Raw genomic sequence first — 13,704 nt, 5'->3', positions numbered from 1 at the left:
GCTTCTACAACAGCGAGAGCTGTTCCGGCTTCGGTTCGAACATTGCCCGCAAGTCCGTCCGATCGACCAGCCTGTGAGGCGTCCAGCCATCTGCGGTCACGAACGGTTGCACCTTCTTGAGCGACACGCCGAGGCGCTTCAGGTCGTCGAGCCGCAGCCGGGAAAAGCGGCGGGCCGAAAGAATAGCCTTCACCGTCTTCGTCCCCAATCCCGGAACGCGCAGCAGCATCTCCCGCTCGGCACGGTTGATGTCCACGGGAAAGCGGTCCCGATGGCCGAGCGCCCAGGCAAGCTTGGGGTCGAGGTCCAGATCCAGCATCCCGTCCGAACTGCTGGACGTGATCTCGCCAATGTCGAATCCGTAGAACCGATAGAGCCAGTCCGCCTGATAGAGCCGGTGCTCGCGCATCAGCGGCGGCTTGATGAGCGGCAGGTTCTTCGACGAGTCCGGGATGGGGCTGAACGCGGAATAATAAACGCGCTTCAGTCCATAGCTGCCGTAAAGGCGCGCGCTGGTGCCGAGGATAGTTGCATCATTGGCGCCATCCGCGCCGACGATCATCTGCGTGCTCTGGCCCGCCGGCGCAAATTTCTTGCGGCGCTTCGTCTGCAGCGTCGGCTCGCTCATTTCCTCGATCTTGAGGCGAAGCTCGCCCATCGAGCGGCGAATGTTGTCGGGACGCTTCTCCGGCGCGTACTGGGTAATCCCGGTATCGGTGGGCAATTCGATATTGATCGACAGGCGATCGGCATAAAGCCCCGCCTCCTCGATCAGATGCGGCGACGCCTCCGGAATCGATTTCAGGTGGATATAGCCCCGAAAATTGTGCGTGGTGCGCAATTCCCGAGCGATGCGCACCATCTCCTCCATCGTGTGATCCGATGAACGGATGATGCCTGAGGAGAGAAACAGACCCTCGATATAGTTACGGCGATAGAACTCCAGCGTCAGCCAGATTACCTCCTCCACCGTGAAGCGCGCGCGCTCCACATTGCTGGACGATCGGTTGATGCAGTAGGCGCAGTCGTAGATGCAGAAGTTCGTCATCAGGATCTTCAGCAGCGAGATGCAGCGTCCGTCCGGTGCGTAGGCGTGACAGATGCCCGCCCCCTCGGTCGACCCCAGCCCACCAGAGGCTGATGAATTTCGCTTCGTGGTGCCGCTCGACGCGCAGGAGGCGTCATATTTTGCGGCATCCGAAAGAATAGCCAAGCGTTCTTTTAGAGACTTCTTCATTAGTTTGTTCACTATATGTTCTCGCGGAAATAGTCAAGCAACCTTGAAGTTGACGAAAGGACGGGCTTGAAACTTCCCGTTGACGCACCATCTCGAAAACACTGGAAATCGCAGAGAGTGATCTGCTATAGTTCCTGAAATTTTGATGTGTGCATGGTTCCGAAGTTTCGCTTCGGAACCTGTTTCTTTTTGTGGCCGCGACGTACGCGTCCACCCGTGAAGGACAAGGAAATGGTCGAAAAGGTACCGATGACGCAGAACGGCTTTACCCAGCTGCAGGAAGAACTGCGCTGGCGCCAGCAGGAGGAGCGTCCCCGCATCATCGAAGCGATCGCCGAGGCTCGTGCCCATGGCGACCTTTCCGAAAACGCGGAATACCACGCGGCCAAGGAAGCCCAGAGCCATAACGAAGGCCGCGTCGGCGAATTGGAAGATCTCACCGCGCGCGCCGAGGTGATCGACCTGTCGAAGATGTCCGGGTCCAAGATCAAGTTCGGCGCCACCGTCAAGCTCATTGACGAAGACACCGAGGAAGAGAAGACCTACCAGATCGTCGGCGATCAGGAGGCTGACGTGAAGGCAGGCCGTATCTCGGTCTCCTCCCCGATAGCCCGCGCCATGATCGGCAAGGAAGTCGGTGACAGCATCGAGGTCAACGCACCCGGTGGCGCCAAGGGCTACGAGATCCTGTCCGTCAGCTGGGGCTGATCGCTGTCTTCCTTGATCTCACTCCGTAACATCACGGTCGTGGCGCCGCATTTCAAGCGGCGCCTGTCCGGCGTAACGTCGACTGTCGTGCAACTCGTACCCGAGCAGGTGCGGCTTGGCCGTGGCATCGTTACGCTCGGACCCGGACTGCCCGACGACCTGCCGAAGATGCGCTGGCGCCAATTGCCGTCGCTCTGGAGCCGGCCTGAGAACGCCCGCTTTCGGGTCTGGCATGCACGGCGCAACACCGAGATGCTTCCCGGCATCGTGCTGAAACATGTCCTGCGCATGCCACTGAAGCTGCTGTTCACCTCGGCAGCCCAACGGAACCACAGCGGCTACACGAAATGGCTGATTCGCAAGATGGACGCCGTCGTGGCGACGAGCGCGCGATCGGGCTCGTTTCTGGAGGTCCCGCACACCGTCATCCGACATGGGGTCGACCTTGAGATCTTCCATCCTCCCCACGGCGGCGACGACACGATTGCCGCGACCGGTCTTCCCGGAAAACATCTGATTGGCTGCTTCGGGCGCGTCCGTCACCAGAAAGGCACCGATCTTTTCGTCCGCGCCATGATCGACCTCTTGCCGCATCATCCAGACTGGACGGCTGTCGTTTGCGGCCGCGTGACAGTGGAACACCAGGCGTTTGGCGACGAATTGAAAACGATGGTGGCCGACGCAGGTCTCTCCGATCGCATCCAGTTCCTCGGCGAGGTGGACGACATCAAGCCATGGTACCGCCGGCTGACGCTCTATGTCGCTCCCTCCCGCAACGAGGGCTTTGGGCTCACTCCGCTGGAAGCCATGGCATCACAGACTGCGGTCGTCGCCAGCGATGCCGGCGCCTATGCGGAGCAGATCGTTTCGGGAGAAACCGGTAACGTCGTTCCGGCCGATGCCTATGAACCTCTGCGAGCTGCGATCGAACCCTATATCGCCGATCCGGCCCTGGCACAGCGACATGGTGAGGCAGGACTTGAGCATGTCAGGCAGAATTTCGCTCTGGCGCGGGAAGCGACGGCACTCGAAGCCGTCTACGAGGGGCTTCTGAAGCCCTGAGGCCGACAGGGCTTGTCAGGCGCCCGCAGCTGCTGAGCGCCTGGCATACCGGGCATCGTAAGGCAGCCCGCAATCGCGCAGAGCGGATACCGCCGAGAAGTTGAGCAGTTCAATACCGCGCTCCTCGCAGACGGATTTGGCAATCGCGACATGCCCAAGGATGCGATCCTGAGCGCGCGCCACCCCCGATTTCGCGGTCTCGCCGGCCCTCTCGTAGAACCTGGGAGTATCCGCATTGGAGATGTCGAAGCCGAAGAACCCGATGCGCCGCGGCGCGCAAAAGATCGCGAACTGAAGCGCGCTGGTCGCGACCGAGCCGCCCTGAAACACCCCGCGCGCAGGATCGCCGGAAAAGCCGGAGGACCCATCGCCGCTCAGTCGCACGAAATCCATCTCGGTCAGTTCAGACGTTTTCCGCCGTGGGCCGCGATAGGGCTTGCGGATGTCGTCGATCAGCATGACCCTTTTATCAGCCAGCCAGTTCGGATCGTTCTCGCAGATCGCCCTGATCACGCCGACCGACAGAAGGCATATCATGCCGCCCGTGATCTTTTCGCGCATAAGAGCAAAGTGACGCCATACGAAACGCTCGTCCTCGATCGCGACCGCGAGCGGCTCCTGTATCTCCGACCCGATCAGGTTGACAGCTCCATTGAGCAGGATGGCGGTCCGTGGTCCGGCTGCGGCTGGATTGTTGTCGTTGATGGAAGGCCCGGATCCGACGATGACGATCTCTTCGCCGGCTTCCTTCTTGAGCTCCAGGGGATGCAGCAGCGAGCCGACCGCCCTGCCGCGATAGGTAATGCCACCGGCCCGCACCGGCTCGACCGGGGCATTGAGGACAAGGCCGGGCCAGGCGTTCTGGGCATGGGCCTTCGACTTCCCGAGAAAGACAGTGCCGAGAATCTTGATGAGCGAGCGCCGCAAAGGCCGATCCGATTTCATGTCCCTGCTCCAGAATGGCATGACGGTTCGGTCTCTCAGATCAAATCGCAAGGCGAAGCACAAGAACAACTTCGTGCATAACGGGCTCAGGAAGGTGGAAATACTTGATAGCTTTGATGCAGCGATATACATGCGGCCATCCCCACACCAATCCTCTCCCAACCGACGGAAGCAATCCAGTTGTCCCTGAAGGCAGTGATTTTGAATGACACGCGTGGCGAAAGCCACTTTGGATGCCTTCGGGTGATGCGACTGCTTGAGGAAAACCTGACGTCTCGAGGGATCCGTGTAACTGCCCGCAGCATGGTTCGCGGAAAGTGGGAAAAGGATCGGCCCTTCCTGAAGGCTCTGGCAGATTGCGACATCGTCGTCATCAACGGCGAGGGAACGCTCCACCATGGCTCGCCTCACGGCGAACGCCTTCTTAAGGTCGTTGATCATCCCGCACGAGGCAAAAAACCGGTCGCGCTCATCAATGCGCTTTACCAGGAGAACCCCGCGCATTGGGGACGATATCTGGAAAAAATGGCTTTGGTTTCCACGCGTGACTCCTGGAGTGCAGAGAGCGTGGGATCGCAGGCTCAATGCGAAGTGACGTGGGTGCCTGATCTTTCATTGTCAGCAGGCGATGTGGAGGCGACATCGCCGCTCGAACGAAACGCACTCCTTGTTGGAGATTCGGTGTCCCGGGACATGACTATCGAGCTCCGGAGAATCGCGGCCTTACGATCGGATAGCTACCTGTTTCCCATCAGAAAGGGGCTCAAGGCGAGCAAGCCCCACTTTCCGCCGCCCTTGCGCGAAGGTTACATCCAGCTCCATGCCAAAGCCTTCGAACTGAGAAACCGAAACATCCTCTTCAACAAGAACGAAGCCGGCTTTATCGACACCCTGCTGCGCGCCCATCTTCATGTAACCGGCCGCTTCCACTCGGTATGCTTCAGCTTGTTCACGAAGACGCCATTTCTCGCACTGGAATCCAACTCGTGGAAGATCGGCGCGCTGATGCATGACTTCGGTCTGGACACGAAACGGATCGTCACGCTGGACGAACTCAATCACCGCATTCGTGAGATCGGCAGCGAACGCTATTCGGACGATGAGATTGGGAAGATCGACGCAGGGCTGAATAACTCCCGCTTGAAGACACAGCAAATGTTCGACCGCATTGAGCTGCTTGCCAGAGCAGAGCGCGCCTGACGCGCTAAACTGAGCAGACCCTCTCGGCGAGGCGAGCTTGGCCCACGGCCGCAGGAATTCATCGTCTCGTCGACGATCTGGGCGGGAACAGTCAGACCTCCACCAGACCCAGCTGCTTTACTTGCCGAATGGTCAACATCGTACGCACGGTATCCACGTGCTCGTCAGCCGTCAGTACCTCGATGACGAAATTCTGGAATACCGTCAGGTTTTCCGCCGTACAGCGTAACAGGAAGTCGCTATCGCCTGAAACCATCCAGGCTTCGCGCACGATCGGCCATTTTTCCACGTGTGCCGCAAACGATTTCAGGTCGGCATCCGATTGGCGCTTGAGGCCCACCATGCAGAAGGCGACCAGATCGAAGCCCAGCTTCGGTCCGTTGAGAAGTGCGTGGTAGCCCTCGATGATTCCGGCTTCTTCGAGCTTGCGCACACGCCTGAGGCAGGGTGGCGCCGAAATACCCACTCGCTCGGCAAGTTCGACGTTGGTCATCCGACCGTCGCGCTGCAATTCGCGCAATATCTTGAGATCTATGGCGTCCAGATCGGCGCGAAGCACGGCCTTCCCCTTCATTTTCCAGAAGCTTTTAGCCGAAAGCACATCGAACGCAAGGAAGCCCGCCACATATTAGTGTCCCCACGGCAACTGATCTGTTGTTAACGCAAGGCTGCCCTTGATGTAACGCATAGATCAATCTTAAATGTCACTGCACAGGCGGTAGATCGTGATCCCACTTCCTATATGAGACACCCATGCCCGCGCACGATCTGTCGCTGAAAGGAAAGGCCCCCATGTCCGCCCGTCATACCGAAGTCCTCATCATCGGCTCCGGCCCCGCCGGTTATACTGCTGCCATCTATGCCGCCCGCGCAATGCTGCGCCCGGTATTGATCGCCGGCATGGAGCAAGGCGGCCAGCTGATGATCACGACGGATGTCGAGAACTATCCCGGCTTTGCCGATCCGATCCAGGGGCCATGGCTGATGGAGCAGATGCTCAATCAGGCCACCCACGTCGGCGCCGAAATCGTCAATGACCTCGTGACCGAAGTCGAGCTTTCCCGCCGCCCGTTCACGATCCGCACCGATTCGGGTGCTGTCTGGACTGCAGATACGCTGGTCATCGCGACAGGCGCAAAGGCGAAGTGGCTCGGCATCGAAAGCGAACAGCGCTTCCAGGGCTTCGGCGTTTCCGCATGCGCCACCTGCGACGGGTTCTTCTATCGCAACAAGGACGTCATCGTCGTTGGCGGTGGCAACTCGGCCGTCGAAGAGGCTCTTTATCTTTCGAACATCGCCAAGACTGTCACCGTCGTGCATCGCCGCGACAGCTTCCGTTCGGAGAAGATCCTGGCCGAAAGGCTCTTCAAGCGCCCGAACGTCAAGGTGCTGTGGAACACGGAGATTGCAGAGATCGTCGGGGAGCCCGCTAAGCCGCCGATGCTGCCGTCGGTCAACGGCGTCCGCCTGCGCGACACGCGCACCGGCATCGTCAGCGACCAGACCATCGACGGCGTGTTCGTCGCAATCGGCCACGCCCCTGCCGTGGAACTCTTCAAGGATACGCTCAAGATGAAGCCCAGCGGCTATCTCTGGACCGCGCCCGATTCGACGGCGACCAGCATGCCGGGTGTTTTTGCCGCCGGCGATGTCACCGACGACACCTTCAGGCAGGCAGTCACCGCCGCCGGGATGGGCTGCATGGCAGCGCTTGAAGCGGAACGTTATCTCGCCGGCATTCAGCCGATCGTCCAGGCCGCGGAGTGATCGTATAGCATGGGGGTACCTCTCGACTGGGACAAGTTGCGCATTTTTCACGCTGCGGCGGAAGCGGGGTCATTCACCCACGCGGCCGATAAGCTGCATCTGTCCCAGTCGGCGATCAGCCGCCAGGTGAGCGCTCTGGAGCAGGACGTCGGCGTCAAGCTCTTCCACCGGCACGCACGCGGCCTGATCCTCACTGAACAGGGTGAACTGCTGTACCGGACGGCCCATGACGTGCTGCTCAAGCTCGAAATGGTCAAGATGCAGCTGACCGAGACGACAGAGAAGCCCTCTGGGAAGCTCCGCGTCACGACGACCGTTGGTCTTGGTCAGGGCTGGTTGACTGACAAGGTGCAGGAATTCCTGCAGCTCTACCCCGAAATGTCCATCCAGCTGCTCCTCGACAACGAGGAACTGGACGTCAACATGCGCCACGCGGACTGCGCCATCCGCCTGCGGCAGCCGCAGCAGTCCGACCTCATCCAGCGTAAGCTGTTTACCGTGCACATGCATGTCTACGCGGCACCGTCCTACATCAATCGCTACGGTGAGCCGCATTCGGTCGAAGATCTCGACGCGCATCGCATCATATCCTTCGGCGAGCCGGCGCCGAACTATCTTCTCGACGTCAACTGGCTCGAATATGCCGGCCGTTCCTCGGACAACGGGCGCACACCCCATCTGCAGATCAACAGCCAGACATCCATCAAACGCGCCTGCCTGCTGGGAATCGGAATCGCCTGTCTGCCTGACTATATCGTCGGGCGCGACCCAGGGCTGATCCAGCTGCCGCTCGCAGCCGATATTCCCTCCTTCGATACCTATTTCTGCTATCCGGATGAAATGAAGAACGCGGCCAAGCTGAAGGTCTTCCGCGACTTTATCGTCTCCAAAGCCCGAAACTGGAACTTCTGACGCATTTCACGCCTCAAAAGCCCTGCAAATAGGCAGGCGTGCGCGAACTGCATGGCTGGCCTGCACATTTATGCATTGTTAGCTGCACAAAAAACCACCATATCGCACATAGCTGATGCACACGGTGGCTTTCCTCCCAGTTCCACCGCACCAGCTGTTCCCCTCTGGAGGTTTTTTAACCTTCACACTTACAAGGGCCCTGGAGCAATCCGGTGGCCCTCTTTTTTTGCCCGAGAGTGCGAAAACTTGCCCTTGCCGCGCCGGTGCGCTGTTCCCATATTGCGATCGGCTGACCACTTCGGCGACTCTTGTCACTGCATGTCAGCCGTTCCCCTCTGGAGGTATCAACCTTCACACCTAAGGGCTTGGGAGAGATCCCCTGCCCTGTTTTTTTGCCCGCACCTTTAAATCGCTCCTTCCCGATCTATATATCGGACATGAACGATACAACTGCAGAAAACCGCAAGTGCGAAATCTTCAAGGCTCTGGCCCACCCTACCCGGTTGGACTTCCTGGAGTGGATGCGCGAACCGGAACGCCACTTCTCATCTCAGGCTCACCCGCTTGATATGGGCATCTGCGCCAACCAGTTCGAAAAGCGCTGCGGCCTTTCCCAGTCCACCGTCTCCGCCCACCTCGCCACGCTCGAAAAGGCCGGTCTCGTCGAGATCAACCGTGTCGGCCAATGGGCCTTCTACCGACGCTGCGAAAAGACAATTCGCGCCTTTCTCGAGGAACTCGACAAGACGCTCTGACGACCTCGCCCTGCATATCCCAGCCAGAAGGACACGATATGACAAATCTGTTTGCCCCCATCAAAATCGGTGACCTCGAACTTGCGAACCGCGTCGCGATGGCGCCATTGACCCGCAACCGCTCCCCGAAGGCCGTACCCAACGATCTGAACACCACCTATTACGAGCAGCGCGCCAGCGCCGGCCTGATCATCACCGAGGGCACGCCGGTAACACAGCAGGGACAGGGCTATGCCGACGTACCCGGCCTTTACCTGCCGCAGGCGACCGAAGGATGGAAGAGGGTGACCGCTGCGGTTCATGCCAAGGGCGGCAGGATCGTCACCCAGCTCTGGCATGTGGGGCGGGTGAGCCACGTTTCGCTGCAGCCGAACGGTGCCGCTCCCGTCGCGCCGTCGGCAATTTCTGCCGGCGCCAAGACATACATCATGGATGCTGATGGCAAAGGCACGTTTGCTGATACGTCAGAACCCCGCGCCCTCGAGGTTTCGGAAATCGCGGGCATCGTCGAGGATTTCCGCAGGGCTGCCCGCTCCGCCATCGATGCCGGTTTCGATGGCGTCGAAATACATGGTGCGAATGGTTACCTGATCGACCAGTTTCTGAAGACCGGTGCCAACCAGCGGACCGACGAGTATGGCGGGTCCATCGAAAACCGCACACGCTTCCTGCTGCAGGTGGTCGATGCCGTGGCGACGGAAATCGGCAGCGGCCGCACCGGGATCAGGCTTTCTCCGACGACGCCGGCAAACGGAATTTCCGATACCGATCCACAACCTCTCTTCAACTATGTGGCTGAACAATTGGCGACGCGCGCGCTGTCGTTCATCCATGTCATCGAAGGCGCGACCGGTGGCGACCGAAGCTTCCAGTATGAGGGCACCTCGTTCGACTATGACGCGTTCCGCAATGCTTACCGGAATGCCGGTGGAACAGGTGGCTGGATGCTGAACAACGGCTACGATCGTGAAGCCGCCATAGAGGCTGTCGAGAGCGGTCGTGCCGACCTCGTCTCCTTCGGGCGTCTGTTCATAGCCAATCCGGATCTCGTCGAGCGTCTGCAGACAGAGGTCTCACTGAACGATCCGGACCGCAACACCTTCTATGGTGGTGGCGCAAAGGGCTATACGGACTACCCGTCCCTGGACGCCGCAGCCTGACGCCGTCAAGCCGGGACCAGTCATGGTCCCGGCTTTATTCAGGCGGATGGATGGAGCGCCCATCGAGCGCATCCCGACATGCGTGTTGGGCGGCCGTCTGAGCGCCCGGTCTGCCACACGAAACCGGAACGCAGTCCCACTCCGGCACTGCGTTCCCGGCTCTATAGCGGCCTCGTCGAATGTATGTGAGGGAGTAGTCAGGCCTGACGTTTCTCGGACTGCTCTTCGTCGTCTCCGTCGACCACCTCAGCCTCCGGACGATCGCCGCCGTCGCTGTATTCGGCATGCCAGACGCCCTTTTCGTCCTGCCAGCTGATCTCTTCCGGCTCACCGCCCACCTGTTGCTCGGCAGCCACTATACGCGCGGCCTGCAGGGCATCGGAATGGGTCGGAAAGGTTTCGGAATAGACGTCACCAAGACGATAGGCCCAGCCACCATCATGCTGGACGACTTTATAGACAACCTTGGTCATACTCCCTCCTGTCTTTCTCTTCACCTGTCACGCCGGAGCCAGCTACGGCGCGAAAGTCGAAGGAAAAGCAAAGTTGGCGCCGCAAGGTTCCAAGTCGCTCAAGAAATATGACACCAAACGGTGGCGGCCGCAAACGTGCGTGACGAAATGCTCTGCCTTGATGCCCTCCGGTCTCGCCATAGATATCCGGTGAGATCGAGGAACAGCCCGTGCCACTGGCGTCCATCTTGAAGCAGGAGAGACTTCTTGTCATTGCGGCCGCAGTAGCGGTGGTCTTCTATTTCATGGAACACGCCTTGCTGGGAATGGGCAAGACGATCGCATTGCTGGCAGCAGTTGCCTTGATCGCTGTCATCATTTTCGCATCCACGCGGGTGGCGCATGGCGCCGAAGTGCTCGCCCACAAGGTCGGGGATCCCTACGGCACGATGATCCTGACCCTCTCGGCTGTAGCGGTCGAGGTATTAATCCTCGCGATCATGATGCGCAGCGAGACCTCTCCGACGCTCGTCCGCGACACGATCTATGCCGCCGTCATGCTGGACATCAACGGGATCCTTGGTCTTGCGGCGCTGCTCGGCGGTTTGCGGCACGGCGAACAGGCCTATAACGACGATTCCAGCCGGACCTACAGTGTCATGATCCTGACGGCCATGGGCATCTCCATGATCGTGCCCGAATTCGTACCGCGCGACCGCTGGCATCTCTACTCGGCCTTCACCATCGGCGCGATGGTGGCCCTCTACGCGCTCTTCCTGCGCATGCAGGTCGGTACTCATAGCTACTTCTTCAGTTACAGCTACCCCAAGACGCGCGCCAGCACGCCCGCCGGCGTGTCTCCTCAGGGCGGCGAGCACGAGCAGGAACCCGAGCGGGAATCGGCCGCCATATCGATCGGTGTCATCCTCGTCGGCGTGATCATTATCGGTATCCTGGCCGAGTTCATGTCGATCCTCCTCAGCTCAGGGCTCGAGGGCAGCGGTGCGCCCCCGATGCTGATGGCCGTCGTCGTCGCGACCATCTCGGCCGCCCCGGAAATCCTGACAGCCCTAAGAGCAGCCCTGCGCAACCGGATGCAGGCGGTTGTCAATATCGCGCTGGGCGCCTCGCTTTCCACGGTGATCCTGACTGTGCCGGTGATGGAAGCCATCGCGCTCTACACCGGACAGCCGTTCCTGATGGCCATGACGCCGGTGCAGACAGTGATGGTCGCGATCACGCTGATCGTTGCGGCGATCAACCTCAACGATGGTCAGACGAACGCTATCGAGGGCATGACGCATTTCGTCCTGTTTGCCACTTTCGTTACGCTGACACTGCTCGGATTGTGACATAAAATCAACAGACTGAAGGATGAACCGGACTCATTCTCTCAGCAAGCCGAATCGAAACTGAAGCCGTTTGATTGCTCTCCACCTCCGCAATTCAATCGGTGGCCCACGATACTGCGAACAGAACCGTTGCCAATACCGTCGTGCGCAATATATCCATTTGGTCAAAAGGGAGAGAACAACCATGGGTATTTTCGACAAGATCAAGAACGCCATCTGGGGTGAAGCCCAGGCGGCCCCTGCCCCCCAGGCACAGGCCCCCGCACCGGGACAGGCATCCGCGCCGACCGCATCCTCAGCACCGTCATCGACATCAAGCCCGCAGCCCGCCACCAAGCCGGCAGCCAGCGCCACGAGTTCGCCTGCAGGCGGCTCCTCCACTCCCGTCGATGTCGCGCCGATCCTCGACGCCGCCGTCAAGAAGAACGGCCAGAAGCTCGACTGGCGCCGCTCCATCGTCGACCTGATGAAATCGCTCGACCTCGACTCCAGCCTGGGCGCCCGCAAGGAACTGGCAAAGGAGTTGAACTACACCGGCGACACCAACGACTCCGCAACCATGAACATGTGGCTCCACAAGGCGCTGATGAGGAAGCTGGCGGAGAATGGCGGCAAGATCCCGGCTGATCTCACCGATTGACAAGCAAACCACCACCTGAGGCCCGCCGTCCACGGCGGGTCTCTCTCGCTGCCCGATAAAATTATCTTGATGTCAGCGTGTGCGACTGTTTCGGGCAGACGCCCTAGATGAGCCTCATCGCCGATGAGGGTGCCGAGCGCGCCTGTGCCCGGCGTATCGAAATGCCTCCGGCACTCATCGAAGGAGATCAATAAATGAACCGTCTGCTACTTCTCTTATCCGGAACCATCCTGTCCGCCACGTTGCTCGCGGTGCCGCTACAGGCCCAGGAGGGGGCTCAGCCTGCGACTGGCGGGGAAAGCACGCAGGCAGGCGAACCGGTCGAGACACAGCCAGCGAATGCACCCGACCAGCAGCCTGCATTTGCGGGTCAGACGCGTGCGCCACAGCCGGCCGCAATGCCGGAGATCAAGACAGAGGTCGTAGCGGAAGGCCTGCCGCATCTCTGGGCAATGGAATTTCTGCCCGATGGCCGGATGCTGGTGACCGCCAAGGAAGGTGCCATGCACATCGTCTCCGCCAACGGAGAGGCTGGTCCCGCGATCGAGGGCGTGCCGGAAGTGCTTTCCGGCGGTCAGGGCGGCCTTCTCGATGTCGCGCTTGCGCCGGATTTCGAGACCTCCAGCATGATCTTCTTCTCCTTCTCCGAGGAGCGTGATGACGGCAACGGCACCTCCGTCGCATCGGCCAAGCTGACCGCCGACGACAAGGGCGGCGGCACACTGGAAAACGTCCAGGTCATTTTCCGGCAGATGCCGAGCTACGACGGCAACAAGCACTTCGGGTCCCGTCTGGTGTTCGGGCCCAACAACGAGCTTTACGTTACCGTTGGCGAACGGTCAGATCCGGAGCCGCGCGTTCAGGCGCAGGATCTCAAAAGCGGGCTCGGCAAGATCTTCCGCATCGACGCGACCGGCAAGGCACTGGAGGACAATCCATTCGTCGGACAGGACAATGCGCTGCCGGAAATCTGGAGCCTTGGCCACCGTAACCTGCAGTCGGCGACACTGGATGGCGAGGGCCGGCTGTGGACCGTCGAGCACGGCCCGCGCGGCGGCGACGAACTGAACCGCCCGGAACCCGGCAAGAACTATGGCTGGCCCGAGGTGACCTACGGCGTCGAATACAGCGGAGATGCTGTCGGCCAAGGGATTACGCAACAGGCCGAGACCGAGCAGCCGGTCTATTATTGGGACCCCGTGATCGCCCCTTCGGGCATGGCCTATTATGATGGCGATGCGATCCCCGAATGGAAGGGCGCTTTCCTTGTCGGCGGCCTCGTCGCACAGGGCGTCGTGGTCATTCACATGGATGGTGACAAGGTGAAGTACGAAGAACGCGTACCGCTCGACGCGCGCATCCGTGACGTCAAGGTGGGGCCCGATGGCGCCGTCTACGCCGTGACTGAATCGCGTGGCGGCAACTCGACGATCGTCAAGTTGACGAAGGCTGACTGACAAGAGCGGAAGACAAAAAAGCCCGCCGACATTCCGTCGGCGGGCTTTTCATTTCAG

At 60.1% G+C, this 13,704-nt stretch carries 14 protein-coding genes; 10 read left to right on the top strand and 4 right to left on the bottom strand.

The window, feature by feature from the left end; all coding sequences use genetic code 11:
• Positions 1–4 precede the first annotated feature (4 nt).
• On the bottom strand, positions 5–1,237 hold the full coding sequence (locus LH464_RS02675) for a putative DNA modification/repair radical SAM protein (RefSeq protein ID WP_226784811.1): 1,233 nt from the start codon (positions 1,235–1,237) through the stop codon (positions 5–7).
• Positions 1,238–1,468: 231 nt separating this feature from the next.
• Here LH464_RS02675 and greA point away from each other — a divergent pair, with 231 nt between their 5' ends.
• Positions 1,469–1,945 (top strand): transcription elongation factor GreA, encoded by a 477-nt coding sequence (greA, locus tag LH464_RS02670; RefSeq protein ID WP_226784810.1) that lies wholly within the window; start codon positions 1,469–1,471, stop codon positions 1,943–1,945.
• A gap of 12 nt (positions 1,946–1,957) precedes the next feature.
• A complete protein-coding gene (locus tag LH464_RS02665; protein ID WP_226784809.1) occupies positions 1,958–3,007 on the top strand; it encodes a glycosyltransferase family 4 protein in 1,050 nt (349 codons plus the stop codon).
• 15 nt (positions 3,008–3,022) lie between these two features.
• Here LH464_RS02665 and LH464_RS02660 read toward each other — a convergent pair whose 3' ends face one another.
• Complete coding sequence (locus tag LH464_RS02660) at positions 3,023–3,952, bottom strand: glycosyl transferase (RefSeq protein WP_226784808.1); 930 nt, start codon at positions 3,950–3,952, stop codon at positions 3,023–3,025.
• A 246-nt stretch (positions 3,953–4,198) separates the two neighbouring features.
• On the opposite strand from LH464_RS02660, the gene LH464_RS02655 reads away from it, so the two are divergent.
• On the top strand, positions 4,199–5,152 hold the full coding sequence (locus LH464_RS02655; protein WP_315859572.1) for a polysaccharide pyruvyl transferase family protein: 954 nt from the start codon (positions 4,199–4,201) through the stop codon (positions 5,150–5,152).
• Between the two features lie 91 nt (positions 5,153–5,243).
• Here the strand turns inward: LH464_RS02655 and LH464_RS02650 are convergent, their stop codons facing one another.
• On the bottom strand, positions 5,244–5,711 hold the full coding sequence (locus LH464_RS02650; protein ID WP_226784844.1) for an Lrp/AsnC family transcriptional regulator: 468 nt from the start codon (positions 5,709–5,711) through the stop codon (positions 5,244–5,246).
• Positions 5,712–5,944: 233 nt separating this feature from the next.
• Here LH464_RS02650 and trxB point away from each other — a divergent pair, with 233 nt between their 5' ends.
• From trxB to LH464_RS02630, 4 genes are all read left to right on the top strand, one after another.
• Positions 5,945–6,919, top strand: a complete 975-nt coding sequence (gene trxB / locus LH464_RS02645) for a thioredoxin-disulfide reductase (protein ID WP_226784843.1) — start codon at positions 5,945–5,947, stop codon at positions 6,917–6,919.
• A 9-nt stretch (positions 6,920–6,928) separates the two neighbouring features.
• Positions 6,929–7,831 (top strand): LysR family transcriptional regulator VtlR, encoded by a 903-nt coding sequence (locus LH464_RS02640; RefSeq protein ID WP_226784807.1) that lies wholly within the window; start codon positions 6,929–6,931, stop codon positions 7,829–7,831.
• A 437-nt stretch (positions 7,832–8,268) separates the two neighbouring features.
• The gene (locus tag LH464_RS02635) at positions 8,269–8,586 is read left to right on the top strand and encodes an ArsR/SmtB family transcription factor (RefSeq protein ID WP_226784806.1); all 318 of its coding nucleotides are present in this window, start codon (positions 8,269–8,271) and stop codon (positions 8,584–8,586) included.
• Between the two features lie 38 nt (positions 8,587–8,624).
• Positions 8,625–9,746 (top strand): alkene reductase, encoded by a 1,122-nt coding sequence (locus LH464_RS02630; RefSeq protein WP_226784805.1) that lies wholly within the window; start codon positions 8,625–8,627, stop codon positions 9,744–9,746.
• Between the two features lie 197 nt (positions 9,747–9,943).
• Here the strand turns inward: LH464_RS02630 and LH464_RS02625 are convergent, their stop codons facing one another.
• Positions 9,944–10,219: a DUF2188 domain-containing protein gene (locus LH464_RS02625; RefSeq protein ID WP_226784804.1), complete on the bottom strand. Its 276-nt coding sequence runs from the start codon at positions 10,217–10,219 to the stop codon at positions 9,944–9,946.
• Between the two features lie 209 nt (positions 10,220–10,428).
• Here LH464_RS02625 and LH464_RS02620 point away from each other — a divergent pair, with 209 nt between their 5' ends.
• The 3 genes from LH464_RS02620 (at position 10,429) to LH464_RS02610 (ending at position 13,647) form a co-directional block, all read left to right on the top strand.
• Positions 10,429–11,550 (top strand): calcium:proton antiporter, encoded by a 1,122-nt coding sequence (locus tag LH464_RS02620; RefSeq protein WP_226784803.1) that lies wholly within the window; start codon positions 10,429–10,431, stop codon positions 11,548–11,550.
• Between the two features lie 184 nt (positions 11,551–11,734).
• Entirely contained in the window at positions 11,735–12,190 is a 456-nt protein-coding gene (locus LH464_RS02615) for a DUF3597 domain-containing protein (protein WP_226784802.1), read from the top strand.
• A gap of 194 nt (positions 12,191–12,384) precedes the next feature.
• Positions 12,385–13,647 carry a PQQ-dependent sugar dehydrogenase gene (locus LH464_RS02610; RefSeq protein ID WP_226784801.1) on the top strand — a complete coding sequence of 421 codons (1,263 nt, stop codon included), beginning with the start codon at positions 12,385–12,387 and terminating at the stop codon, positions 13,645–13,647.
• The last annotated feature ends 57 nt before the right edge of the window (positions 13,648–13,704 follow it).

The sequence above is a fragment of the Pseudorhizobium xiangyangii genome (genome assembly GCF_020531965.1).
Lineage (GTDB): Bacteria > Pseudomonadota > Alphaproteobacteria > Rhizobiales > Rhizobiaceae > Neorhizobium > Neorhizobium xiangyangii.
The sequence above is the reverse complement of the archived record's forward strand: the minus strand, read 5'-3'. Positions and strand labels throughout refer to the sequence as shown.

Coding starts and splice junctions, on each gene's coding strand:
- LH464_RS02675 (WP_226784811.1), bottom strand. CDS start 1,237: ATGAAGAAGTCTCTAAAAGAACGCTTGGCTATTCTTTCGGATGCCGCA.
- greA (WP_226784810.1), top strand. CDS start 1,469: ATGGTCGAAAAGGTACCGATGACGCAGAACGGCTTTACCCAGCTGCAG.
- LH464_RS02660 (WP_226784808.1), bottom strand. CDS start 3,952: ATGAAATCGGATCGGCCTTTGCGGCGCTCGCTCATCAAGATTCTCGGC.
- LH464_RS02655 (WP_315859572.1), top strand. CDS start 4,199: ATGCGACTGCTTGAGGAAAACCTGACGTCTCGAGGGATCCGTGTAACT.
- trxB (WP_226784843.1), top strand. CDS start 5,945: ATGTCCGCCCGTCATACCGAAGTCCTCATCATCGGCTCCGGCCCCGCC.
- LH464_RS02640 (WP_226784807.1), top strand. CDS start 6,929: ATGGGGGTACCTCTCGACTGGGACAAGTTGCGCATTTTTCACGCTGCG.
- LH464_RS02635 (WP_226784806.1), top strand. CDS start 8,269: ATGAACGATACAACTGCAGAAAACCGCAAGTGCGAAATCTTCAAGGCT.
- LH464_RS02630 (WP_226784805.1), top strand. CDS start 8,625: ATGACAAATCTGTTTGCCCCCATCAAAATCGGTGACCTCGAACTTGCG.
- LH464_RS02625 (WP_226784804.1), bottom strand. CDS start 10,219: ATGACCAAGGTTGTCTATAAAGTCGTCCAGCATGATGGTGGCTGGGCC.
- LH464_RS02615 (WP_226784802.1), top strand. CDS start 11,735: ATGGGTATTTTCGACAAGATCAAGAACGCCATCTGGGGTGAAGCCCAG.
- LH464_RS02610 (WP_226784801.1), top strand. CDS start 12,385: ATGAACCGTCTGCTACTTCTCTTATCCGGAACCATCCTGTCCGCCACG.